Origin of the sequence: Lentzea flaviverrucosa, assembly GCF_003350445.1 — a bacterium.
GTDB lineage: Bacteria > Actinomycetota > Actinomycetes > Mycobacteriales > Pseudonocardiaceae > Lentzea > Lentzea californiensis.
This window is the reverse complement of the sequence record NZ_QQAU01000006.1, coordinates 491,399-514,384: the sequence shown is the minus strand read 5'-3', so window position 1 is coordinate 514,384 and position 22,986 is coordinate 491,399. Positions and strand designations below refer to the sequence as shown.

The following is a 22,986-nucleotide window of genomic DNA, read 5'->3' as shown; positions in this document are numbered from 1 at the left end:
CACTAGTTCCGATTTCTAAGGTTCTAGGTTTAGCATTGCTACATGCTCGATCTCGGAAGGCTGAAGGCACTGCACGCCATCGCCGTGCACGGCACGGTCGGCGCCGCGGCCGAGGTGCTCGGCTACACGCCGTCCGCGGTGTCTCAGCAGATCGCCAAGCTCGAACGCGAGACCCGCACCACGCTGCTGGAACGCAGTGGCCGCGGGGTCCGCCTCACCGACGCCGCGCGCCTGCTCGCCGACACCGCGAGCCAGGTCCTCAAGCTCGTCGAGGAGGCCGAGGTCGCGCTGGAGGAACAGCGGGGCGCCGCGATCGGCCGCCTCTGCATCGGCGCTTTCGCCACGGCCTCGCGCGGCCTGCTGCCCGACGTCCTGGTGCGCCTGGCCGAGCAGCACCCGGCCCTCGACGTGCGGCTCACGGAGATCGACCCGCCCTACGCCACCGAGGCCGTCGCACGCGGCGAACTCGACCTGGCGATCGTGCACGACTGGGCGAACACGCCCCTGCCCGTGCCGGAGTCGCTGTCGCGCGCGTTCCTCGTCAACGACGTCGCGGAGGTGCTGATCCCCGTCACCAACCCGTTGTCGCGCAAGGAGTTCCTCGAACCGATCGACCTCGCCGGCGAGCGGTGGATCTGCCAGACCGAAGGCTCGATCTGCTTCGACTGGCTGGAGCGGACGTTCCACGGCGCCGGCATCGAACCGGTGGTGGCGTACCGGATCAGCGAGTACCGGACGCAGATCGCGTTGCTGGCCAAGGGGATCGGCGTGGCCCTGATCCCGCGGCTGGGCAGGGGAGAGGTGCCGGACAACGTCAAGGCCGTGCCGTTGCGGCCCACGCCCACGCGGCGGCTGTACGCGGTGTGGCGGACCCAGGCCTCGCGCAGGCCCGCCATCACCGCGACTCTCGACGTGATCAAGCAGATGGTGCTCTAGTGGTGTGGCTCGGAAGGTTGCCGGGGGAATTCGCGGTCAGACGGGTGCATCGTGGTGCCGCCCCCACGTCCTCGTACTGGTCGTACGTGGGCGTGGGGGCGGCACCGCGAGGCGCCCTGCTGAGCGTGGATCACCTCGCCAACGTTCCGAGTCGCGCCGCTAGGGAGCGAGGACCACGTGCGGTTTCTTGGGGGACATCACCTTCAGCACCGCCTTGGCCTCGCGGACCACGCCGGCCATGTCCTTCTTGGTGGTCTTGAAGTACGGCTCGATCGTCAGCGTCGCCGCGTCCTTGTTCTCCACCACGTTCCAGGTGCCGCGCAGGAACCCGTCCACGAGGAACGTCGGCGGGAACACGCCGTTGCGCACCGCGCCCCAGCGCGACCGCGCCTCCTCGCTCATGATCCGCCTGCGGTCGGCGTGCCCCAGCAGCACGTTGTCGAACGCGGGCAGCAACCGCGCGGGTGCCGGCACGTCCTCGGACACGATCACGCCGTCCGGCACGTCGAGCAGCACCTTGCCGTCCTCGTTCTTGTACTCCACGAGGTCGAGATCCGCCGCGTGCGCCTTGAGCCCGATCAACCGGGACCACGCCTGCATGTCCGCGAGCGTCGCCGGTCCGAACGCGCGCAGGTACCGCTTGATCAGCTCCGGCACCGCGGCCCGTTCGGGGAGCTCGCGCCCGAGCCACGAGGCCATCGCGACGTTCTGCGGAACGCCGCCCACGCCCCAGATCCCGCGCGGCGGCACCTGGATCATCGGCACCAGCATCTGCGCCTGCGTCGACATCTCGCGGGCCTTGGCCTCGGGGAAGTGCTCCTCCAGGTGCGCGCCGATCTCCGCGACCGTGCGCGGTTCGGCGTCGATGTACTCGCGGGTGATCCGCGCCAGCTTCTCCAGGTCGATCTCGACGCGGGTGGCGGGCGGCATCACGATCTTCGCCCACTTGTCGAGCTCCGGCTGCAACGCGGTGCGCATCAGGTACACGTCGTCGGCCGAGATCAGGTGCAACGTGCCGCGCCACAACGTCATCCGCACCAGTGAGCGGTCGATGATGAGCTTGCTCAGCGCGTCGACCTTGTACGGCTTGAGCCGCGTCCACAGTGCGAGGTAGGGCGGGATCGGTGCCTGGGCCTGAAGGCCGCCGAGGTGCTCGACGGCCTCGACGATCGGCATGGGCGTCCGCTCCAGGAGCAGTTGCCGAGCCAGGAGGGTCCGGTTGAGGGTGCGGTTCGAGAGTGTTGTGCTCACAGCGATTCGAAGAACTTCCTGATGTCTTGGACCAGCAGGTCCGGCTCCTCCATCGCGGCGAAGTGACCGCCGCGGTCGAACTCGGTCCAGTGCACGATCGACGGGATCATCTTCTCCGCCAGCGACCGCACCGGCAGGCTCAGGTCGTGCGGGAAGATCGCGACGCCGGTCGGCACGGTCGACGGCTGCTGCTGACCCCAGGTCGCCGACTGCTCCTTGTACAGCGCCGCCGACGAGCCCGCCGTGCCGGTGAACCAGTAGACGGACACGTTGGTCAGCATCTGGTCACGGTCCACCGCGTCCTCGGGCGCACCGTCGTTGTCCGTCCAGTCGTGGAACTTCTCCGCGATCCACGCGAGCTGCCCGACGGCCGAGTCCGTCAGCGCGTACGACAGCGTGCGCGGCCGGCTGCGTTGCAGGTGCATGTAGCCGGAGAGCTCCTTCTGGTAGTGGTCGAGCGACTCCAGCGCGCGCAGCTCCTCGTCCGACAGGTCGTTGACGCCCTGCGGCCGGAAGGTCTGCAGCATGTTCACGTGCACGCCGATGACCTGCTCGGGGAACACCCGGCCGATCTCCTGTGCGATGCCCGAACCCCAGTCGCCGCCCTGCGTGCCGTAGCGGTCGTAGCCCAGGCCCTCCATCAGCTTCGCGAAGGCCCACGAGACGCGCAGGACGTTCCAGCCGGGCTTGCGGACCGGGCCGGAGAAGCCGAAACCGGGGATCGACGGGATGACGAGGTGGAAGTCGTCCGACAGCGGCTCGATCACGTTCAGGAACTCGACGAACGAGCCGGGCCAGCCGTGGACGAGCAGCAGCGGCGTCGCGTCCGGGTTCTTCGAGCGGACGTGCAGGAAGTGGATGCGCTGCCCGCTGATCTCGGTCGTGAACTGGGGGTGGGAGTTGATCCGCTCTTCCTGCGCGCGCCAGTCGAACCCCTCGCGCCAGTACTCGGCGAGCGGGCGCAGGTAGCTCAGCGGGATGCCGTAGGACCAGCCGACGCCCGGCAGGTCCTCCTCCGGCCAGCGCGTGCCGGCCAGGCGGGAGCGGAGGTCGTCGATCTCCGCCTGCGGGATCTCGATGCGGAACGGCGTGATCTCCATGGCCCCCACGCTATGAGCTCATGCGGACAGCCCTTGTCCGCGGTTCAGCAGAACTTCTCGATCAGCTCCTCGAAGAAACCGCCCGCCTCGATCGCCGCCTTCTCCTGGTCTCCGTCCCGGACCGCGTGCAGCAGCCCGGTGTGCGACACCTGGTCCTGGCCGGGCTGGCTGGTGTCGACAGAGGCCGCCACCGAAGCTTTGACCGCCTCGGTCAAGCCCTGGTAGAGCTCGGCTAGAAGCGTGTTGTGGGAGCACTGCACGAGCAGCACGTGGAACGCCGTGTCGTGCTCGATCACCTCGGCCCACTGCTCGCCCTCCATCGCCGCGTCGCGCTTCTGCAGCAACTCGGTGAGGCGCGCCAACTCGGCGTCCGTGCGGTGCTTCGCAGCCAGGCGCGCGCCTTCCACCTCGAGGGTGCGGCGGACCTGGAGCACTTCCTTCAGTTCGGTCCCGCACATGCGGCGGACGGCACCGGAGATCTCGCTGGTCGCGCGGACGAACGTGCCGTCGCCCTGCCGCACCTCCAGCAGTCCGGCGTGGGAGAGCGCGCGCACGGCCTCTCTGACCGTGTTCCGCCCCACCCCGAGCGCGGTGACCAGCTCGGGTTCGGGCGGGATGCGCTGCCCGACGGGCCATTCACCAGTCGTGATCGCGCCGCGCATCTGCTCGATCACCTGGTCGACGAGACCCGCCCGTCGGGTAGTGGCCAACGGCACAGCGTCATCCTTTCATCCGAACATCCTACGTCTGCGATAGTGGCTCGCGTGACGATGAAGCAGACGACTCTTGCCGCACAGACTGCCACCGATCCAGGTCGCAGGGTGACGGTCGTCAAGAATCGTCACGTTCCGCTGGTCGGGTCCACGTTGCTCGCGATCGGGGTCGCCCTCGCTGCCGCGAATCTCCGGCCTGCGGTGACCAGTCTGGCCTCGGTCCTCGGTGATGTCCGCGCCGCCCTTGGGGTTTCGGCCGCTTGGACCAGTGCGCTGACGGCCGTTCCGGCGCTTTGTTTCGGCTTCGCGGCGTTCGCGGCCCCCTGGCTGGGTCGCCGCCTCGGCATGGCTCGTGCGATCGGACTGTCACTGGGGGTGCTCACGCTCGGCCTCGTGCTGCGCGTGATCGACGGTCCGTGGGTCGTGCTGGGCGGCACCTTCATCGCGTGCGCGGGCATCGCGGTGTCCAACGTGCTGATCCCGGTGGTGGTGAAGGCGTCCTTCCCGAACAAGGTCGGGCTGCTCACCGGTGTGTACACGGGAGCGCTCTCCGCGGGTGCGGCCCTGGCCGCCGCGCTGACTCCTCGGATGGAGGAGTGGCTCGGCTCGTGGCGCCTGGCCGTCGGCGCGTGGGCGCTGTTGTCGGCCGGTGCGCTGGTCGTGTGGTTCGCCGGGGCCCGGCACGGTGCCGCGTCGACCGTGGTGCGGTCGGTCGCTCCGGTGGAGAAGCGGTCCCTGCTGCGCAGCCCGCTGGCGTGGGTGATCACGGTGTTCTTCGGGCTGCAGTCGTTGTACGCCTACACCGTCATGGGCTGGCTGCCCGCGATGCTCGTCGACTCCGGCGTCGACCGGAACACCGCCGGCATGCTGCTCGCCGTCTCGATGCTGCTGAGCGTTCCGGTGAGCCTGTTCGTACCGCCTCTCGCCGCACGGTTCTCCAGCCAGGGACCGATGGTCCTCGCGCTGGGCGTGCTGTCGTTCGGCGGGATCCTGGGCATGCTGGTGGCACCCGCCGCCGCACCGGGGCTCTGGGTGGTGCTGATCGGGTTCGGCATGGGCATGTTCCCGCTGGCGCTGCTGGTGATGTCGCTGCGCACCAAGTCCACTTCGGACACCGCGCGGCTGTCGGCGATGGCGCAGAGCATCGGCTACCTGATCGCGGCTTCCGGGCCGTTCGCGTTCGGCGTGCTGCGCGAGGCCACCGGGACGTGGACCACGTCGTTGACGCTGCAGCTGGTGCTGCTCGCCGCGCTGACCGTGCTCGGCATGATCGCCGGGCGTCCCCGTTACGTCTAGGCCCTGTCCCGGCCAGCCGGTCAGGAATCGAGAAGCTTCACGTTCGTGCTGGTCCTAGCGTTGCCGGCATGGACATCACCATTCAAGCCACGTTCCTCCCGCACACCGACCCCGAGGCCTCGCTCGCGTTCTACCGCGACCTGCTCGGCTGGGAGGTCCGCGCCGACGTCGGCCAGGGCACGATGCGCTGGATCACCGTCGCACCGGCCGGTAGCGGCGCCGCCGTGGTCCTGGAACCGCCTGCCATGGCCGAAGGGCTCACGGACGGTCATCGGACCGCGATCGCCGAGATGATCGAGAACGGGTCGTACGCGTTCATCAACCTGACCACGCCGGATCTCGACAGCGCGTTCGACGAGCTTCAGGCCGGTGGTGCTGACGTCGTGCAGGAACCGGCCGACCAGCCCTGGGGTGCGCGGGACTGCGTGTTCCGCGATCCCGCCGGGAACACGGTCCGGATCCAGCAGGCCCAGCCGGCCTAGTTGGAGACGAAACCGCGGTGCAGCACCGCGAGCTGGTCGGCGAGGTAGCGGGCCCAGGCCTGGGCGCGGTCCCAGTCCGGTGCCTCCCCGCCGAAGCTGATCGGCCCGCTCGCGCCCAGCCTGCGGACCATGCGGGTGACGTCGTTCGGCACGGGAGGCGTGCCGCGGTGGAACAACCAGATGGGCGTGTGCTTGAGGTAGACCCTGTGCCGCTTCACGAACCGATGCGCGTCCCGCGCCGCGGCGTCACCCAAGATCACGGCACCGAACCCGTGCAGCGACTCGGCCGCGGCGACTGGGAGCACGGTGACTCTCAGCCCGCAGCCCGCGAGTTCGGTGCCGATGATCTCGGCGATCTCGTCCGTGGCAGCTGTTTTCGACGTGTAGGCGACGAGGACTCTGTCTGTCATCGCTGCATCGTCGTTGGTGCCGCTCGTTTTGGGCAGCGGCGTAAGTCCCTGTCCTTCAGGGAATTCAGTCCAGCGGCAGGTTCAGGAGCGCGTTCTCGACCAGTTCGGGCATCGCCGGATGGATCCAGTACTGGCCACGTGCCATGGACTTCGCGTCCAGACCGAAGCTCATCGCCTGGATCAGCGGCTGGATCACCGACGAGGCCTGCGGCCCGATGATGTGCGCGCCGAGGAGCTGACCGGTGGACGGGTCCGCGATCAGCTTCGCGAAGCCGGTCGTGTCCTCCATGGCCCAGCCGTACGCGATGGACGCGTAGGCCTGGCTGGCGGTGACGTAGCGGATGCCCTTCTCCTTGGCCTGTTCCTCGGTCAGGCCGACGCTCGCGATCTGCGGGCTGGAGAAGACGGCGGCCGGCACGAAGCGGTGGTCGCTCTTGATCTGGTCGTCGGGGTGCGCCAGGTTGTGCTGGACGACCTTGGCCTCGTGGTTCGCGACGTGCTTGAGCTGGTAGTCCGAGCTGATGTCGCCGAGGGCGAAGATGTGCGGCTGGCTCGTGCGCTGGTACTCGTCGACCTTGACGCGGCCATCGCCGTGCTGGTCGAGTCCGGCGTTCTGGACCTGGAGCAGGTCGCTGTTGGGCTGCCTGCCCGTTGCGATGAGGAGCTGTTGTGCCTCAACGGTTTCCTCGCCGTTGGGGCCTTCCAGGTGGAGCTTCACGCCGGTCGCGGTCTTCTCGGCGCGGGTGGTCTTGCGGTTGAGCAGGACGTTCCACTTGCCCTTGGCGACCTCGGTGAAGCGCTGGGCGATCTCCAGGTCCTCGTGACGGAGCAGGAGGTTCGACCGGGCGATCACGGTGACCTCGACGCCGAAGCTGCTGAAGACGTGCGCGAACTCCGAGGCGATGAAACCGCTGCCGACGATGATCAGGCTCTCGGGCAGCTCGTCGAGACGCATGACGGTGTCGCTGGTGTGGAAACCCGTCGTGTCCAGGTCCGCGATGTCCGGAACGGTCGGGCGGCTGCCCGCAGCCACGACGATCCGGTCGGCGGTGATCGTCTCGCCGGTGCCCGTGTCGATCGTGTGCGCGTCGATGAAGTGCGCGGTGCCCTCGTAGACCGTCACGTTCGCGTTCTCGTTGGCGCGCCAGTTGCGGCCGCCCTCCGCGATCGGGTCGATCCTGTTGAAGATCCGGTCCCGGATCTCTGGCCAGTGGACCTTGTCCAGATGTGCGTCCACGCCCAGTTTCTTGGCGTTTGCAGGGGCTGCGGCCTGGTCTGCTGTGTGGACGAACATCTTGGTGGGGATGCAGCCCACGTTCAGGCAGGTGCCACCGAAGGTGCCCTTTTCCAGGATGGCGATCTGCCAGCCTGCCATGGCTTCCGTCGGGATGCTGTTGCCGGAGCCGGTGCCGATTATGACCAGGTCGAAGTGCCTCACGTGAGGATCCAACCATTTCGGGGGTGGGGGTGTTCCCTTGAAGGGGGTTGTGGAGGGCTTACGAGGGGGCGCGACCTTGCGGGTGGTGGCCGGGCGGGTGGTCACCTTTGCCTGCCGCGACCTTGTGGGTGGTCGCCTTTGCCTGCCGCGACCTTGCGGGTGGTCATCTTGCGGGCGCCGGGCTTGCGGTTGCGTGCGTTTTCCTGGGGCTCTGCCCCAGACCCCGGCAATCTGATCAGGGGTCCACGCCACGGGTGGGTTGATGGCACGCCTGTTGAGTTGGGCGGCCGCCGGTGGTTAGAGAGTGCGTTGGCGGTGGGTCCCATCACGAGCCGAGCCAAGAGCGGGCCACATGTGAGAAGGGTGTCAACTCGACGAAAAGCGTGTCGAGTTGACACCCCTTCACACATGCAGCAAGAGCTATGGCGCGACTCGTGATGGGACCCACCGCCCATACCGCGCGGTAAGGACAGCTCGCCTTCGGCTTCGCGTGCGAGGGACGGCTCGCCTTCGGCTTCGCGTGCGATCAGGCGCTTGCTGTTAGTGCTGTTAGTGCTGGTAGGTGGGGGTGATGATGGCCCTTGCCAGGGTGTGGAAGGCCAGGTTGAAGCTCACCACTGCCGGGGAGGCGTTCTCGTCCACGTCCAGCTTGTCCACGTCTACCGCGTGCACCACGAAGTAGTAGCGGTGGGGGTGGTCGCCCTTGGGTGGGGCGGCGCCGCCGAAGGCTCGGGTGCTGTAGTCGGAGCGGACGTGGAAGGCGTCGCCTGGGAGGGTGGCGTCTTCGGCGCCTGCGCCTGTGTCCAGGCTGGTGGTGGTCGCCGGGATGTTCACGGCCACCCAGTGCCAGAAGCCCGACGGGGTTGGGGCGTCCGGGTCGTAGCAGGTGACCACGAAGCTGCGGGTCTCCTCCGGGAAGCCCGACCAGGTCAGTTGCGGGGAGGTGTTGCCGCCCTCGAAGACCTGGGCGTCGGGGAGTTGCTCGCCGTCGCGCACGTCCGTCGAGGTGACGGTGAAGGTGCCGACCTGCGGTAGCAGTTCGTAGGGGTCGGGAGCGACTGGGCGCTCGAGGCTCATGTGGTCCTCCTTCTTTGTGATCACTTCGACCCTAGCCCCGTGCAACCATGAGGGCCTGCGCGACGTCTTTCGCGTGGAGGGGGATTTTGATGTCCAAGATGCGGCTTCTTGCTGCCTTTTTGCTGGTTGCCGGGGTTGTGGCGTGTGGGGACGCGCCTGGAACGCAGTCCGGTGGTCCGGTGTTGACCACGTCGTTGGCGCCGGTGACGACCAGTTCGACTGAGCGGCCCAGGCGGATGTTCGAGCCGCCGTATTCGTACGGGACTGTGCAGGCGCATGCGCCTGCTGTTGTCGACGGGATGGTGCCCGTTGTCACGCGGATTGAGACGGACAAGCCGTACGTGTTCATCACCATCGACGACGGGGCCGTGCAGCATCCGAAGGCTCGGGAGTTGATGATCGAGGCCGGGGTGTGGCCGTCGGTCTTCCTGAACACCAAGTACGCCGAGGGGCACAAGGACTACTTCAAGCGGTTGCCCGTGACGGTGCACAGTCACACGTCGAACCACCCGAACCTGATGGGGAAGGGGCTCGAGTTCCAGAAGAACGAGATCTGCGGCAACGCCGACTTCCTCGCCGGGGACTACGGGAAGCGGCCCACGTTGTTCCGGCCGCCGTTCGGAAACTACGACTCGGCCACTCGTCAGGCGGCTGCTGGGTGTGGGTTCAAGGCGTTGGTGAACTGGACTGCTGCCGTCAACGACGGGCGGGTGCAGTTCCAGCAGGGGGACAGGCTCAACCGCGGGGACATCGTGCTCATGCACTTTCGCACGACGTTCGTCGAGGACTTCACGGCTTTTCTGAACCGGGCGAAGCAGGACGGGCTGACGCCTGTGCCGCTGGAGGACTTCCTGGGGTAGCGGGGCAACCCGGAGGGCTCGTGGGGCGTGTCCACGTGAGGGGCCTTTCGGGGAAGAGGGGGAGAGATGAAGCGCATTGCTGTCGCGCTCGTCGCCGTGGGGATGGCGATGAGCGTCGTGCCGGCCGCGTCCGCGGCTGAGGGCAACCGGCTCACGGACATCCGCACCGAGCGGCACGCCGGGTTCGACCGGGTCGTGTTCGAGCTCGACGGGCCGCGGCCCGAGGTGACGGCGGAACGGTCGGCCGAGCCCTACCACTGCGGGTCCGGCAAACCGATCTCGGCCAAGGGTGACGAGTTCCTGGACGTCACCATGCTGCCCGCCAACGCGCACGGCTACACGGGGCCGCGTTCGTTCGAGACGCCTGGGCTCTTGAACGTCCGGAGCGTCACGAACACGTGCGACTTCGAGGCGCACCTCGGCTTTTCGATCGGGTACGCGGGCAAGGGGCGGACGTACGAGGTCTCGTTCCTGGACAACCCGACCCGTGTCGTCGTCGACGTCGAGAACAGCTGACATCCAGAGGGGGAGACGGTGAAGAAGCGTCTTGGCGCGGTGCTGCTCGCGGTGGCCGCGGTGTTCACGTTCGTTCCGGTGGCTTCGGCTCAGGGGCATGCCGAGCTCACGAACATCCGGACCGGCAAGCACGACGGGTTCGAGCGGATCGTGCTCGACATGAACGGGCTGCCGAGCAACCACCAGTCCCGGGAGACCGGTTCGGTCGTCAACTGCGGTTCAGGCAACCCCGTTCCCGTGCAGGGCAACGAGATCCTCGAGTCGGTGTTCCACTACGCCGCCTCGTACGACGAGAACTTCGACCCCACCTACACGGGGCCGCGCAACTTCTCGCCGGTGGGCCTGACCAACGTGAAGACCATCGCGTTCACCTGTGACTTCGAGGCGACGCTCGGCATCGCGGTCGGCTACGACGACCCGGACTCGTGGCACAAGGTCTTCACGCTGACCAATCCCGACCGGGTCGTCATCGATGTCTACTCACGCTGAGGCAACTGTGGCGTGGGTCACACGTCTTTAGGGCATCAAGTGAGCCCTGAGAGGGGGCCAAAATGAACAAACGTCTTGTCGCACTGCTTGTGGCGGTACTGGCGGTCTTCACCTTCGTGCCGGTCGCGTCGGCGCAGAGCACGCCCACGCTGTCGAACATCCGGACCGGACAGCACGTCGGGTTCAGCCGCGTGGTGCTGGACCTCTCCGCGTTGCCGTCGGAGCACCGGGTCAGTGAGGTCACGAGCGTGGCGCACTGCGCGTCCGGGAACCCGATCGCCATCGCGGCGCCTGGAGTCAACGAGATCCTGTCGGTCACGCTGATCGGTGCGGCCGCGCACGACGACAACGGGAACCTGACGTACACCGGGTCGCAGAACTTCGCGACGCCCGGCCTGAGTCACGTTCGCGGGGTCGCGCTCACGTGCGACTTCGAGGCCACTCTCGGGATCGCCGTCGGGTACAGCAACCACTACTCGTGGCACCGCGTGTTCACGCTGACGAGCCCGAACCGGCTCGTCATCGACGTGGGCCTCTAGACACGAAAGCCTCGTGGGGGCAGCAGTCGCCGCTGCTGCCCCCACGAGGGGTCTTTGTCGTTACGCCGCAACGGTCGTCGCGACGGTCTCCTTCGAGAGCGCGTGCTCGAGCACCTGGGCCACGTCCGAGACGAAGTGCACCGTCAGCTGCTCACGCACCGACTCCGGCACGTCCTCCAGGTCCGGCTCGTTGCGCTGCGGCAGCAGCACGGTCGTGATGCCCGCACGGTGAGCGGCCAGCAGCTTCTGCTTCACGCCACCGATCGGCAACACCCGGCCGGTCAAGGAGATCTCGCCCGTCATCGCCACGTCGGAACGCACCGGGCGGCCCGAGAGCAGCGAGGCCAGTGCCGTCGTCATCGTGACGCCCGCGGACGGACCGTCCTTCGGCACCGCGCCCGCCGGGACGTGGATGTGCACTCCCCGGTCGGCCAGCGCCGCGGCCCTGTCGTCGTGCGAACGCAGGTACGACAGCGCGATCTGCGCGGACTCCTTCATCACGTCGCCCAGCTGGCCGGTCAGCGTCACGCCGGACGCGCCGGTGTCCTTCGGGGCCAGCGAGGCCTCGATGAACAGCACGTCGCCGCCGACACCCGTGACGGCCAGACCCGTCGCCACGCCGGGGACGGACGTGCGTTCCGCCGACTCGGGCGTGTTCTTCGGGCTGCCGATGTAGGACTTCAGCGACGGCTGGTCGACCGTGATCGGGAACTCGGCCTCGCCCAGTGCCACCTTCGCGGTCGCCTTGCGCAGGATGCGCGCGAGGGCCCGTTCCAGTTGCCGCACACCGGCTTCCCGCGTGTACTCGCTCGCGAGCTGGTGCAGGGCGGGCTTGTCGAACGTGACGTCCTCAGGCGTGAGGCCGGCGCGTTCGACCTGGCGCGGCAGCAGGTGGCCGCTGGCGATCGTGACCTTCTCGTCCTCGGTGTAGCCGTCGAGCTGCACGAGCTCCATGCGGTCGAGCAACGGCGCCGGGATCGACTCCAGCACGTTCGCGGTCGCGAGGAACACCACGTCCGAGAGGTCGAGCTCGACCTCCAGGTAGTGGTCGCGGAACGTGTGGTTCTGCGCCGGGTCCAGCACCTCGAGCAACGCCGCCGTGGGGTCGCCGCGGTAGTCGGAGCCCACCTTGTCGATCTCGTCGAGCAGCACGACCGGGTTCATCGAACCGGCCTCGCTGATCGCGCGGACGATCCGGCCGGGCAGCGCGCCGACGTACGTGCGGCGGTGGCCGCGGATCTCGGCCTCGTCGCGGACGCCACCGAGCGCCACGCGCACGAACTTGCGGCCCATCGCCCGTGCCACGGACTCGCCGAGCGACGTCTTGCCGACGCCGGGAGGGCCCGTCAGCGCGAGCACGGCGCCGGAACGACGGCCGCCCACCACGCCCAGGCCGCGGTCGGCACGACGCTTGCGCACGGCCAGGTACTCGGTGATGCGCTGCTTCACGTCGTCAAGACCCGCGTGGTCGGCGTCGAGGATCTCGCGCGCCGCCTTGATGTCGTAGGAGTCCTCGGTCCGCTCGTTCCACGGCATCTCGAGGACGGTGTCGAGCCACGTCCGGATCCAGCCCACCTCGGGCGACTGCTCGGAGGTGCGCTCCAGCTTGTCGACCTCGGCCAGCGCGGCCTTCGCGACCTTCTCCGGCAGCTCCGCAGCCTCGACGCGGGCGCGGTAGTCGTCCTGCTCGGTCGCCGGCTTGCCGTCGAGCTCGGCCAGCTCCTTGCGGATCGCGGCCATCTGCTGGCGCAGCAGGAACTCCCGCTGCTGCTTCTCGACGCCTTCCTTGACGTCCTTCGCGATCGTCTCGTTGACGTCGAGCTCGGTCAGGTGCGCCTGACCCCACTCCACCAGCTTCTCCAGCCGGGTGGTGACGTCGCTCGTCTCCAGCAGCCAGATCTTCTTCTGGTCGTCGAGGTAGGAGGCGTAGCCCGCGAGGTCGGCCAGCGCGGACGGGTCGCTGATCTGCTGCACCGAGTCGACCATCTGCCACGCGCCGCGCGTCTGCAGGATGTTCGTCACGAGAGCGCGGTACTGCTTCGCGAGCTCGCGTGTCCGGTCGGTGATCGGGGAGTCGTCCGCGATCGTCGCGTTCACCCACAGCGCCGCGCCCGGTCCCGTGGTGCCCGTGCCGATGCGCACGCGCTTGGTGCCGCGCACGACGGCAGCGCGTTCGCCACCGGGCAGACGGCCCACCTGTTCGATCTCGGCCAGCGTGCCTACTGCTGCGTACTTCCCGTCCAGCCGTGGGACGAGGAGCACTTGATGATTTGCTGCGGTCGTGGCCGCGTCTACGGCCGCACGCGCCTCGGAGCTCGCGTCCTCGCCGGAGATGCGGATCGGCACGACCATGCCGGGAAGCACCACGACGTCGTCCAGCGGCAGAACCGGCAGGGCCAGAGTCTCGCCCATCTCGTCACCCTCCAAAGTTGAGTCTGTACCGCTCAACCAAATGGAGTGGGCCGGTGTTCCCCCGCCGTGTTCGCTGTCAGCGAGCAGCTGCCCGGAGGCGCCTGACCAGCGCGATCTCACCGGTCGCGCGGGCCAGCGCGGCGCTCGTGGGGCACGCGGCCAGCACGCCGACGGGTCTGCGGCGCAGGTCGAGGCGGTCGCCACCCGGAAACCTCACCGAACACCGGTTGGCCGCCGCCACGAACGGCACGAGCACCTCGCCTGCCTCGACCGTACGCCCGCTCAGCACGACCGGGTGGGGCGTCCGGCGGGCGGGAGCGATGGGGATCGGGGTGTCGAACCGCAGCAGCTCCTCGGCGGCGTCCTTCGCGAGCTCCGGGGTGGTCCTGAGCAGCTCGGCCTGATGAGGGTGGTCGTGCAGCGCGCGCAACGCGTTGGAGAGGAACGCCTGCGTGGTGGCCAGGGCAGTGGCCGCGAACGCTTCCACGCCGTGCGCGAGCGTGAACGCCTCGGCCGCCGTCGCCGCGACCGACTGCGTGAACGCGGCGTCGTCGGCGTCGAGCATCTCGAGGGTGCTCAGGGTGATCACCGGCCGGGCGAGCTTCACGGCACGCGCGATCGCCCGTTTGGGTAGTGGTTCCGGATCACCGGAATCGATGCCGAGCACTGTGAGTACGTCGTCGTAACGGGTGATGCACCACCCGCCGATATCGGCGTCGAAGTGCACCGGCGAGCGTTCCCTGAGAAGGCGGAACCTCGCATGGCGTTCGGCAGTGCTGGAGTGCATGGTTCCTCACACGTGACCGAAACCATCTCGGTTCGGATGTGTGGCGGTGGACACCCGTGTGGCGACGACGGAGGATGCGCACGTGATGGAAGAGCTGAAGTGGGTCCCGTCCACGGTCGACGTCACGCGCCCGAGCGTGGCGCGGATGTACGACTACTACCTGGGCGGCTCGCACAACTTCGAAGCCGACCGCGCCGCCGCCAAGCAGGTGGAGCAGATCTTCCCCGGCGTCGCCCAGAGCGCGCAGGCGAACCGCTCCTTCCTGCGCCGGGTCGTCCGCCACCTGATGACGGAGGGCGTCGACCAGTTCCTCGACCTGGGATCGGGCATCCCGACCGTCGGCAACGTCCACGAGATCGCCCAGCACGACAACCCGGACGCGCGCGTCGTCTACGTCGACTTCGAGCCCGTCGCCGTCTCGCACAGCAACGCCCTGCTGGCCGACAACCCCAACGCGAACGCGATCCTCGCCGACCTGCGCGCGACCTCCACGGTCCTCGCCGGCGCCCGCGAGACGCTCGACTTCTCCCGCCCGGTCGGCGTGCTGGTCATCGCCGCGCTGCACTTCGTCCCGGACACCGACAGCCCGTACGAGGCCATCGCGCAGTACATGGCCGACCTGCCGTCCGGCTCGTACCTGGCCATCACCCACGCCACCTGGGACACGCTGTCCGAACAGGAACTCGCCGAGGCACGTGAGGTCGCCAAGATCTACAGCAACTCGGACAACAAGCTCACCATGCGCACGCACGCCGAGGTGACGCGGTTCTTCGAGGGCATGGAGGTGCTGGAGCCGGGCGTCGTCGCGGTCAACGACTGGCGCCCGGACTCCTTCGACGACGCCCACGTGGGCATCTACGGCGCCGTGGGCCGCAAGCCCTGAAGCAGCCTGTCCCTGATCTCGTTCGTCTCGCGGTCGGTGAGGGTGCGTTCCGGCGCCCTCATCGTCACGCGGATCAGCACGTTCTTCTGGCCCGGCCTCGCGTCGAGCCGCTCCTGGACGTGGCCCGGCAGCTGCTCCGACGGCGTCTCGCTGAGAACCTCGATCTCCTCGACGACGTCCTCGGGCACCAGCGCGCGGATCCGGTCGCCCAGCGTGTCCGCGTCGTCGTCGTTGTCCGCCATGATCGAGATGTCCCGGATCGCGGCCGGGTGCCGGGAGATCGGCCGGTACCCGGCCAGGTCCAGCATCTGTGAACTGATGCGCGGGGCGGGGTTGCGCAGCAGGCGGATGTCCGGGACTCCCTTGCGCAGCATCAGGACCCGGTCCAGCCCCAGGCCCATCGCGAGGCCGTGCGGGTGGTGTTTGAGGACGTGCCGCGCGGCCCTTCCGCACTCGCCGACCTCAACCCACTGGCCGTCGTGCTCGACGTCGATCTGCTTGCCGTGCGTGGTGTACGGGTGCTCGGCGTCGATCGTGCGATAACGCTTGCCGGGCAACAAGGTCGTGACGACCGTGTCGATGAGGTCGTCGAGTGGTTCGGGGTCGGTGCTGATCCGCCAGACGTCGAGCTGGTGCGGTGTGCCGGTGTGCAGGCGGTCGACCGTGTCGCGGCGGTAGACCAGGCCGGGGCAGAGCAGCGTCACGTCCGGGGACACGTCCTTCAGCGCGGGCGGGATCATCGCCGTGGTGTGGCTGCGCAACATGCAGGTCTCGCTGACGTACCTGGTGTAGCGGGCGTCGCGGGTGATCGCGTCCCTCGGGTAGCCGAGGTGCTCGTAGTTGTGCTCCACCGGAACGAGCGGGTGGTGGCGGACTTCCCGCGGGTGGTCCAGCGCGGCTTTGAGTTCGGCGATCAGGAGTTGCATCGCGTGCGGGCCCTGCGCGGGATCGGTGAGGTCGCGGACGTTCAGGGCGTGCACGAGTTCTTCGGTGCGGTACATGGGTTTCCCGTTCTTCTGGCCTGGGTTCCTGGTTGCGGAGTCCCCCGACCGACGGGAATTTCAGGCGCGCGCCACCCACGCGGGTCGGGGGTGGCTAAATCGCGTCACGGGGCCAGGCTAGCGCGCCTACTCGGGTGGCGTCAGCCGCAAATCCGGATCGACCGGCGGCACCCCGTCGAACGGCCCGTCGTCCTTGAGCAGCCCGACGTGGTCCAGCGCGACCTCGATCCCCGCCCGGAACGGATCACCGTCGGCCGGCGGAGTGCGGAACCAGTCGTGCAGCTCCTCGGGGATCTCGAACCGCCGCAGCAGTTCCTCGTACAGCGCGTCGCGGTCGGCGGCCTGCGCGCCGAGGTCCTGGTACTCGCGCAGCGCGATGCGCAGCCGGATCCAGCGGTAGCGGTCGGTGTTCTGCTGCTGCTGGAAGCGTTCGCGCAGCAGGTCGCCGGCCCGCTGGCCGCGCAGTGCGAGCTTGCGGATCGTGGCCGGCGGCATGAACAGGTTCGAGCCGCCCTCGTCGGCCGACTGCCGCACGTGCGCGATGCGGCCGCGGTAGCCGGGCAGCGCCGACTGCATGGTGTCGCGCCAGTCCAGGAACGTGTCCAGGATGGACACGAGGAACCGCGGCATGGAACCGATCGACGCGTAGGGCGTGCCCGAGGCCGACGCGTCCTGCTCCGGCAGCCACACGTCGTTCGTGTCGCCGTTCGGGTAGGGCTGCAGGCTCAGGCCGAACGTGGGCCAGCGCGGCAGCAGCGCGTCGAAGAAGTGGATCGGGAAGTTGCTGGTGATGCCGCCGTCGGAGAACCAGTGCACGCGCCCGTCCCGGCACAACGGCACCGCGGCGATCAGGCCGGGGAACGACAGCGACATCCGCACGGCGACCACGACCGGCAGCTGGTCCCTTGAAGGCAGGTCCAGCAACGGCATGTACTCGTGCAGCGGGCACTTCTCCGCCGTTTCGCGCCCGTTCAGCTGCTCGACGACCCTGCGCGGCAGGACGTGGCTGAGACACTCCTCGCAGTACTGCCACTGCTCCTCGAACGGCAACCGGTACGGCCTTCCCTCGGACAGGTCGGTCGTCATCAGCACGAGGTTGATGTCGCCGAGGTCGCCGAACGTCAACGCCTCGTCGGTCCCCGCGATGTCGTCCAGCCGGTCCGCGATCCAGTCGGCCAGCGGCGGCACGCCGGTCGACTTCGGCACGCCCGCCAGCCGGTCGAGCCACGACGGCCTGAAGTCACCGGTGCCGGGCACGAGTCCGAAGTGGATGGACCGCGCGTTGTTCTTCAGGAAACGCTGCACGGCATATCCGTACGTGACGAACAGCGCGCTGACGGCCGCCAGCGACAGCACCAGCCACACCAGCAGCACGATCGCCGCCGTCGCGTGGTGCCGGGAGAACGCCAGCCCCAACGCGAGCGGTACCGCCGCGAACACCCAGGCAGGCCAGGGCAGACTCGACCGCAACGGCCACAGCACGATCACCAGGCACGCCAGCGCCACCACGACGACGACCGCCGCGAGCCACACCGGATACGCCGAAGGCGCGAGCCAGGCCGAGAACAGCACGGGCCCGCCCAGCCACAGCAACGCCATCAGCGCCAGCACGGCCTTCGCGCGCCACCCGACCGCGCCCAGCAACGCGAAGAACAGGCACGAGATCGCACTGCGCCCCGTCGTCTCCCGCTTCTGCATGGACGCGACGACGATCCGGTACAGCGCACGCGTCTTCTCGCCGGGCTGGAACAGCTGCGCCATCCGCCACCGCTCGGCGCCCGACCCGGACGTGAACCAGTCGATCAGCCCTGCCAGCTTCTCGAAGCCACCGGAGGCGCGCCCGCGTTCGGCCGCCGCCGTGAACCCCGCCGCGATCGCACCGGCGGACGCGCCACCGATCTGCTTGAACTCGTAGTGGCGGGCCAGCGAGGCGACCGCGAGCGGGTACACGACTCCGCTGGTCGTACCGCCGCGCATGGTCAGGTCGCAGTAGCGGTCGTACTCCATGTGCCGATGATCGCTCGACCCGCGTCGCTGGACGACGAAGTTCACTCGGACGCCGCAAAGTCGATCTCCACCCGTGACCAGCACTCCTACGTTCCGGCCACCTGCTTGGATGTCGCCGTGACCGCGTACGACGTCGCTCGTCTCCTGCCCGCCATCCCGGAGCTGCGCGAGTTGTGCCGTGCGCTGGCGGCTCTGGACGTCGTGCTGAACCCCGGCAGCGATCACCGGCGCCACCTCCACGACACCGCGTGGGCGCCTGGCGAGGAGCTGGCGTCCATGCGGGACGGCGCGGGCAACGAGTACGACATCGTGTTCACGGCCGCAGGGGCGTACGTGCGCGGTTTCGACCACGAGTCGCCCATGAGCCCCTACGCCACCGACGACGAGGAACCGTGGCCCGGTGTTCTCGACTCAGTGCCCGAAGTGTTCCGGAAGTGCGTGGAGGAACCGGCGTTCACCGACGAGTTCGACACGCCGTGTCTGACGGTGTGCCTGTGGCGTGAGCACGGCGGCACCGCATGGCGGCACGGAGACATCGCCTTCCCCGAGGGAGGCGACGACGGGGCCGACTGGCTGTTCGCCCTGCTGACCGACGGCACGCCCGAGGCGTTCCAGGAGTGGGCGCAGGACTACTACGAGATGCCGGTCGACCTCGGCGCGGTCCGGCACTTCTACGCCGGGCGGCCGTTGACCGCGGACGTCGTGACCGCGCTCAACCCCGGCACGTCCCTGGCCGCCGTCACCGGCGACGTCCTGGCGACCGGCTACCCGGTCTGACGTTCAGCCGGACGCCGGCGACTCGATCGGTTGCCGTTCCGCGGCCAGCCACCACGAGATCACGTCCTGCGCGACCTCGGCCACCGGCTGGTCCGCGGAGACCACGAAGTCCTCGATCCAGGTGGTGCTGTAGAGCATCTCCAGCTCCTCGGCCCGGTTCAGGTGCCACCGCAGCTCGGCCTCGTCGTGGTGCCGCGCCGCGAGCCGCCGGTGGAGGACGGACAGGTCCGCCTTCAGCCGGCAGACGTTGAGCTTCGCGCCGACCACCTCGGCGTACCGCTCGCGGTCGGCCCGGCTCTCCACCACACCGGCGAGCACGACGCGGTGCACGCCGGCGTCGGTGTAGTTGCGCACCAAGGCCTGCAGGTTGCGCAGCTGCAGTTCGAAGTGGAACGGGTCGTCGGCCGGCGCGGGCCAGCACGCCGACAGCCAGTCGAGGTCGATGACGGCGTGCGGGACCTTCGCCCCGGCGAGTCGTGCGCCGACGGCCTCCGCCACCGTCGTCTTGCCGGCCCCGACCGGGCCGGTGATCAGCAGCGCCTTCACGGAGCGACCGCGGCGAGCTCGGCGGGCGTGCCGGCCATGATCACGCGGACGTGTTCGGTCACCTTCTCCACCGGCCAGTCCCACCACGCGACGCGTTCCAGCAGTGCGACGTCCGCCTCGCTGTAGCGCGTCTTCAGCAGCTTCGCGGGGTTGCCGCCGACGATGCCGTACGCGGGAACGTCCGACACCACCACGGAACCGGCGGCGATGATCGCGCCGTTGCCGATCCGCACGCCCGGCATGATCACGGCGTTGTAGCCGATCCAGACGTCGTTGCCCACCACCGTGTCGCCGCGGCTCGGCGCCCCCAGCGCGATGTCGAGCGTCTTCTCGCCCCAGACGCCGCCGAAGATCGTGAACGGGAACGTCGACACGCCCGCCATGCTGTGGTTGGCGCCGGACATGATGAACCGGACGCCTTCCGCCAGCGCGCAGTAGCGCCCGATGACCAGCTTCTCCGCGCCGTAGTTGTAGAGCACGTTGCGCTGCTCGAACTCCGTGGCGTGATGCGGGTCGTCGTAGTAGGTGTACTCGCCGACCTCGATCTGCGGGTTCTTCACCAACGGCTTGAGCAGCACCGTGCGGGCGTAGTCCGGCAACGGGTAGAGGTTGTCGGGCGAGGGAATGCTCACGGTGCTCCGATCGGCTCTTCGCTGAACTGCGTGCGGTACAGCTTGGCGTAGTGGCCTTCCAGGGCCAGCAACGCTTCATGCGTACCACGTTCGACGATCTGCCCCTTGTCCACGACCAGGATCTGGTTCGCCGCGCGGATGGTCGAGAGCCGGTGCGCGATGACCAGTGACGTCCGCCCTGCGAGCGCCTCGACCAGCGCCTCCTGCACGGCGGCCTCCGATCGCGAGTCCAGGTGCGCGGTCGCCTCGTCCAGGATCACCACGCGGGGCTTGGCCAGCAGCAACCGCGCGATGGTCAGCCGTTGCCGTTCGCCACCCGACAGACGGTAGCCGCGTTCGCCGACGACGGTGTCCAACTGATCCGGCAGCGACGACACCAGGTCCGCGAGCCGGGCACGGGTCAGCGCGTCCCAGATCTCCTCGTCCGTGGCCGTGGGTGCGGCGAGCCGCAGGTTCGCGCCGATCGACTCGTGGAACAGGTGCCCGTCCTGCGTCACCATGCCCACGGTCTCGCGGATCGAGTCGAACGACAGGTCGCGAACGTCCACACCGGACAGCCGGACGGTACCGGAGTCCGCGTCGTAGAGGCGGGGCACCAGCGAGGCGATCGTCGACTTGCCCGCACCCGACGCACCGACCAGCGCGATCAGCGAACCGGGCTCCGCCACGAACGACACCCCGCCCAGGATCTCCTCGCCACCGCGGGTGTCGAGCGACGCCACCTCCTCCAGCGACGCCAGCGACACCTTCTCGGCGGACGGGTAGGCGAACTTCACGTCGGAGAACTCGACCCGCACCGGCCCGTCGGGCACGGAGACCGGCTCCGGCTTCTCCTTGATCAGCGGCGGCAGGTCGAGCACCTCGAAGACGCGCTCGAACGACACCAGCGCCGTCATCACGTCCACCCGTGCGCCGGCCAACGCCGTCAACGGCGCGTACAGCCTCGTGAGCAGCAGCGCGAGCGTCACGATCGTGCCCGGTGCCATCTCCCCGGCGAACACGAAGTAGCCGCCCAGCCCGTAGACCAGTGCCAGCGCCAGCGACGACACCAGGGTCAGCGCCACCAGGAACAGCCACTGCGCCACCGCGGTCCGCACACCGATGTCGCGCACCCGCCGCGCCCGCGTCCCGAACTCGGCGCTCTCGATGGAGGGCCGGCCGAACAGCTTGATCAGCGTCGCGCCCGGCGCGGAGAACCGCTCGGTCATCTGGGTCGTCATCATCGAGTCGAGGTTCGCCGCCTCGCGGTGCAGGGACGCCAAACGCTTGCCCATGCGCCGCGCGGGGATCAGGAAGATCGGCAGCAGCAGCATCGCGAGCACCGTGACCTGCCACGACAGCGTCAGCATCACGATCAGGGTCAGCACGAGCGCGATCACGTTCGTGACGACGCCGGAGATCGTCTCGGAGAACGCCCGCTGCGCCGCGATCACGTCGTTGTTCAGCCGCGACACCAGCGCACCGGTGCGCGTGCGGGTGAAGAACGCGATCGGCATCCGTTGCACGTGGTCGAAGACGGCCTGCCGCAGCCGCAGGATCAGGTCCTCGCCCACCCGCGACGACTGCCAGCGCTCGGCCAGCGAGAACCCGGCCTCGAGCACCGCCACGCCGGCGATCGCCAGCGCGAGCCACACGACCAGCCCGAAGTCACGGCCGCCGATGATGGTGTCGACGACCCGTCCGGCCAGCACCGGGGAGGCCACCGCGAGCACGGCCGCGACCGCGCTGGTGGCGAGCAACGCGTACACGGCACGGCGTTGCGGGTGGGCGAACCGGGCGACACGCTTCAACGTCGCCCGGCTCACGCGACGGTTCTTCTCGTCCTGCATCGCGCTTTCGAGCGCGTACCAGGCGTTGAAGTCGATGTTCATGACGACCAGTCTCGAACCTCGACCTACAACGAGGTCAAGCTGTTTTCAGGAACTCGTCGACTTCGGCGAGGGCCGCCGCACGCACTGGCTCAGGCGACAGGAACAGGTCGTGCATGCCGGCCTTGATCTCCACCACCTTGACCGATGATCCGATCTTCGGACCCCACTTGCGCATTCCCTCGACGTCGAGCACGGCGTCCGCCTTCGAGACGTCCTCGCTCCACTCGCGAGCGTTCAACATGCTCTTGTCGGAGTGCAGCACCAGCACCGGCACCCGCACGTCGAGTCCCTTGTGGACCTTCTCCTGCGCCACCAGCACGGCCCGGATCCACCCGGCCAGCACGGGGAAGCCCGCGAGCGGCTTCCACTTCAGGTCGAAGTCCCACTCGCCGTTGCGCGAGTTGTGGATCGCGGCCCCGTACGCCTCGCCGAGGTTCGCGCGGATCTTCACCTTCGGCGCGAGCCCGCCGATCAGCTTCACGACCTGCCGCATCAACGGCGGCTCGACCACGTCCAGCCACGGGCTGTTGAGCACCAACGCGTCGATGAGTTCGCTGGAGCGTCGTTCGTGCGCCCACAACGACGTGGTGAGGCCACCGGTCGAGTGGCCCATGAGGACCACGCGCGAGTGCTCTTCGCGGATGACGGCGATCGCCGCGTCGATCTCCTCGAAGTACACGGCCATGTCGGTCGTGTAGTTCGGCACCTCGCCGTCCCGCAGTGACCGGCCGTACCCGCGCAGGTCGACGGCGTAGAAGTCGTAGCCCTGGGCGGTGTAGTGCTCGGCCACGTGCTCCTGGAAGAAGTAGTCCGCGAAACCGTGCACGTAGAGGATGGCGCCGCGGTCGTTGGCCGCGGCCCGACGGCGGACCAGGGTCGCTGAGGCTCCGCCGCGCAACGGCAGAACCGTGGTGTCTTCGTCGCTGCTCACCGGGCAAGTTTGCAACGGTCTGACGCCGTTTC

Annotated in this window: 23 protein-coding genes; 9 read left to right on the top strand and 14 right to left on the bottom strand. The window is 68.7% G+C overall.

Annotated features, from left to right (window positions below; genetic code table 11):
• Nucleotides 1–42 precede the first annotated feature (42 nt).
• Complete coding sequence (locus DFR72_RS22210) at nt 43–936, top strand: LysR family transcriptional regulator (RefSeq protein WP_090074202.1); 894 nt, start codon at nt 43–45, stop codon at nt 934–936.
• 159 nt (nt 937–1,095) lie between these two features.
• Here the strand turns inward: DFR72_RS22210 and DFR72_RS22205 are convergent, their stop codons facing one another.
• Genes DFR72_RS22205 through DFR72_RS22195 form a run of 3 tightly spaced genes read right to left on the bottom strand, consistent with a single transcriptional unit; the run spans nt 1,096 to nt 4,003 of the window.
• Nucleotides 1,096–2,187 carry a winged helix DNA-binding domain-containing protein gene (locus tag DFR72_RS22205; protein ID WP_090074205.1) on the bottom strand — a complete coding sequence of 364 codons (1,092 nt, stop codon included), beginning with the start codon at nt 2,185–2,187 and terminating at the stop codon, nt 1,096–1,098.
• A complete protein-coding gene (locus DFR72_RS22200; protein ID WP_211335478.1) occupies nt 2,184–3,287 on the bottom strand; it encodes an epoxide hydrolase family protein in 1,104 nt (367 codons plus the stop codon). The genes DFR72_RS22205 and DFR72_RS22200 overlap by 4 nt, the downstream gene beginning before the upstream one ends.
• Nucleotides 3,288–3,331: 44 nt before the next feature.
• The gene (locus DFR72_RS22195; protein ID WP_090074208.1) at nt 3,332–4,003 is read right to left on the bottom strand and encodes a FadR/GntR family transcriptional regulator; all 672 of its coding nucleotides are present in this window, start codon (nt 4,001–4,003) and stop codon (nt 3,332–3,334) included.
• 105 nt (nt 4,004–4,108) lie between these two features.
• Here DFR72_RS22195 and DFR72_RS22190 point away from each other — a divergent pair, with 105 nt between their 5' ends.
• Together DFR72_RS22190 and DFR72_RS22185 are read left to right on the top strand one after the other, a co-directional pair.
• Nucleotides 4,109–5,296: an MFS transporter gene (locus tag DFR72_RS22190; RefSeq protein ID WP_245983296.1), complete on the top strand. Its 1,188-nt coding sequence runs from the start codon at nt 4,109–4,111 to the stop codon at nt 5,294–5,296.
• Between the two features lie 68 nt (nt 5,297–5,364).
• Entirely contained in the window at nt 5,365–5,778 is a 414-nt protein-coding gene (locus DFR72_RS22185; protein ID WP_090074209.1) for a VOC family protein, read from the top strand.
• On the opposite strand, the gene DFR72_RS22180 is transcribed toward DFR72_RS22185, so the two are convergent.
• The 3 genes from DFR72_RS22180 to DFR72_RS22170 form a co-directional block, all read right to left on the bottom strand.
• Complete coding sequence (locus DFR72_RS22180) at nt 5,775–6,188, bottom strand: NADPH-dependent FMN reductase family protein (protein ID WP_090074211.1); 414 nt, start codon at nt 6,186–6,188, stop codon at nt 5,775–5,777. The two genes, DFR72_RS22185 and DFR72_RS22180, sit on opposite strands and share 4 nt — an antisense overlap.
• A 64-nt stretch (nt 6,189–6,252) precedes the next feature.
• Complete coding sequence (locus tag DFR72_RS22175; RefSeq protein ID WP_090074213.1) at nt 6,253–7,626, bottom strand: mycothione reductase; 1,374 nt, start codon at nt 7,624–7,626, stop codon at nt 6,253–6,255.
• Between the two features lie 549 nt (nt 7,627–8,175).
• Nucleotides 8,176–8,703 carry a YbhB/YbcL family Raf kinase inhibitor-like protein gene (locus tag DFR72_RS22170; RefSeq protein ID WP_090074315.1) on the bottom strand — a complete coding sequence of 176 codons (528 nt, stop codon included), beginning with the start codon at nt 8,701–8,703 and terminating at the stop codon, nt 8,176–8,178.
• Nucleotides 8,704–9,002: 299 nt separating this feature from the next.
• On the opposite strand from DFR72_RS22170, the gene DFR72_RS22165 reads away from it, so the two are divergent.
• From DFR72_RS22165 to DFR72_RS22150, 4 genes are all read left to right on the top strand, one after another.
• Entirely contained in the window at nt 9,003–9,563 is a 561-nt protein-coding gene (locus DFR72_RS22165) for a polysaccharide deacetylase family protein (RefSeq protein ID WP_342768664.1), read from the top strand.
• A 66-nt stretch (nt 9,564–9,629) separates the two neighbouring features.
• The gene (locus tag DFR72_RS22160; protein ID WP_090074216.1) at nt 9,630–10,079 is read left to right on the top strand and encodes an AMIN-like domain-containing (lipo)protein; all 450 of its coding nucleotides are present in this window, start codon (nt 9,630–9,632) and stop codon (nt 10,077–10,079) included.
• Nucleotides 10,080–10,097: 18 nt separating this feature from the next.
• Nucleotides 10,098–10,568, top strand: a complete 471-nt coding sequence (locus DFR72_RS22155) for an AMIN-like domain-containing (lipo)protein (protein ID WP_090074218.1) — start codon at nt 10,098–10,100, stop codon at nt 10,566–10,568.
• 62 nt (nt 10,569–10,630) lie between these two features.
• Nucleotides 10,631–11,107: an AMIN-like domain-containing (lipo)protein gene (locus DFR72_RS22150; RefSeq protein ID WP_143087019.1), complete on the top strand. Its 477-nt coding sequence runs from the start codon at nt 10,631–10,633 to the stop codon at nt 11,105–11,107.
• Between the two features lie 60 nt (nt 11,108–11,167).
• On the opposite strand, the gene lon is transcribed toward DFR72_RS22150, so the two are convergent.
• Both lon and DFR72_RS22140 read right to left on the bottom strand, forming a co-directional pair.
• Entirely contained in the window at nt 11,168–13,519 is a 2,352-nt protein-coding gene (gene lon, locus DFR72_RS22145) for an endopeptidase La (protein ID WP_090074320.1), read from the bottom strand.
• A gap of 76 nt (nt 13,520–13,595) precedes the next feature.
• Entirely contained in the window at nt 13,596–14,306 is a 711-nt protein-coding gene (locus tag DFR72_RS22140; protein ID WP_090074222.1) for a cytochrome P450 family protein, read from the bottom strand.
• Between the two features lie 46 nt (nt 14,307–14,352).
• Here DFR72_RS22140 and DFR72_RS22135 point away from each other — a divergent pair, with 46 nt between their 5' ends.
• The gene (locus tag DFR72_RS22135) at nt 14,353–15,189 is read left to right on the top strand and encodes an SAM-dependent methyltransferase (protein WP_245983293.1); all 837 of its coding nucleotides are present in this window, start codon (nt 14,353–14,355) and stop codon (nt 15,187–15,189) included.
• On the opposite strand, the gene srmL is transcribed toward DFR72_RS22135, so the two are convergent.
• Together srmL and DFR72_RS47550 are read right to left on the bottom strand one after the other, a co-directional pair.
• The gene (gene srmL, locus DFR72_RS22130) at nt 15,162–16,190 is read right to left on the bottom strand and encodes a PheS-related mystery ligase SrmL (RefSeq protein WP_090074224.1); all 1,029 of its coding nucleotides are present in this window, start codon (nt 16,188–16,190) and stop codon (nt 15,162–15,164) included. The two genes, DFR72_RS22135 and srmL, sit on opposite strands and share 28 nt — an antisense overlap.
• Nucleotides 16,191–16,316: 126 nt before the next feature.
• Nucleotides 16,317–18,197, bottom strand: coding sequence for a patatin-like phospholipase domain-containing protein (locus DFR72_RS47550; protein ID WP_090074226.1), 1,881 nt, complete (start codon nt 18,195–18,197; stop codon nt 16,317–16,319).
• Between the two features lie 6 nt (nt 18,198–18,203).
• On the opposite strand from DFR72_RS47550, the gene DFR72_RS22120 reads away from it, so the two are divergent.
• Complete coding sequence (locus DFR72_RS22120) at nt 18,204–18,974, top strand: hypothetical protein (protein WP_245983291.1); 771 nt, start codon at nt 18,204–18,206, stop codon at nt 18,972–18,974.
• A gap of 3 nt (nt 18,975–18,977) precedes the next feature.
• Here the strand turns inward: DFR72_RS22120 and DFR72_RS22115 are convergent, their stop codons facing one another.
• The 4 genes from DFR72_RS22115 to DFR72_RS22100 are packed head-to-tail and all read right to left on the bottom strand — an operon-like array spanning nt 18,978 to nt 22,954.
• Nucleotides 18,978–19,520 carry an AAA family ATPase gene (locus DFR72_RS22115; RefSeq protein WP_090074228.1) on the bottom strand — a complete coding sequence of 181 codons (543 nt, stop codon included), beginning with the start codon at nt 19,518–19,520 and terminating at the stop codon, nt 18,978–18,980.
• Nucleotides 19,517–20,152, bottom strand: a complete 636-nt coding sequence (locus DFR72_RS22110; RefSeq protein WP_090074229.1) for a CatB-related O-acetyltransferase — start codon at nt 20,150–20,152, stop codon at nt 19,517–19,519. The genes DFR72_RS22115 and DFR72_RS22110 overlap by 4 nt, the downstream gene beginning before the upstream one ends.
• Entirely contained in the window at nt 20,149–22,023 is a 1,875-nt protein-coding gene (locus DFR72_RS22105; protein ID WP_090074232.1) for an ABC transporter ATP-binding protein, read from the bottom strand. The genes DFR72_RS22110 and DFR72_RS22105 overlap by 4 nt, the downstream gene beginning before the upstream one ends.
• A gap of 34 nt (nt 22,024–22,057) precedes the next feature.
• The gene (locus DFR72_RS22100) at nt 22,058–22,954 is read right to left on the bottom strand and encodes an alpha/beta hydrolase (RefSeq protein ID WP_211335477.1); all 897 of its coding nucleotides are present in this window, start codon (nt 22,952–22,954) and stop codon (nt 22,058–22,060) included.
• Between the last annotated feature and the right edge of the window lie 32 nt (nt 22,955–22,986).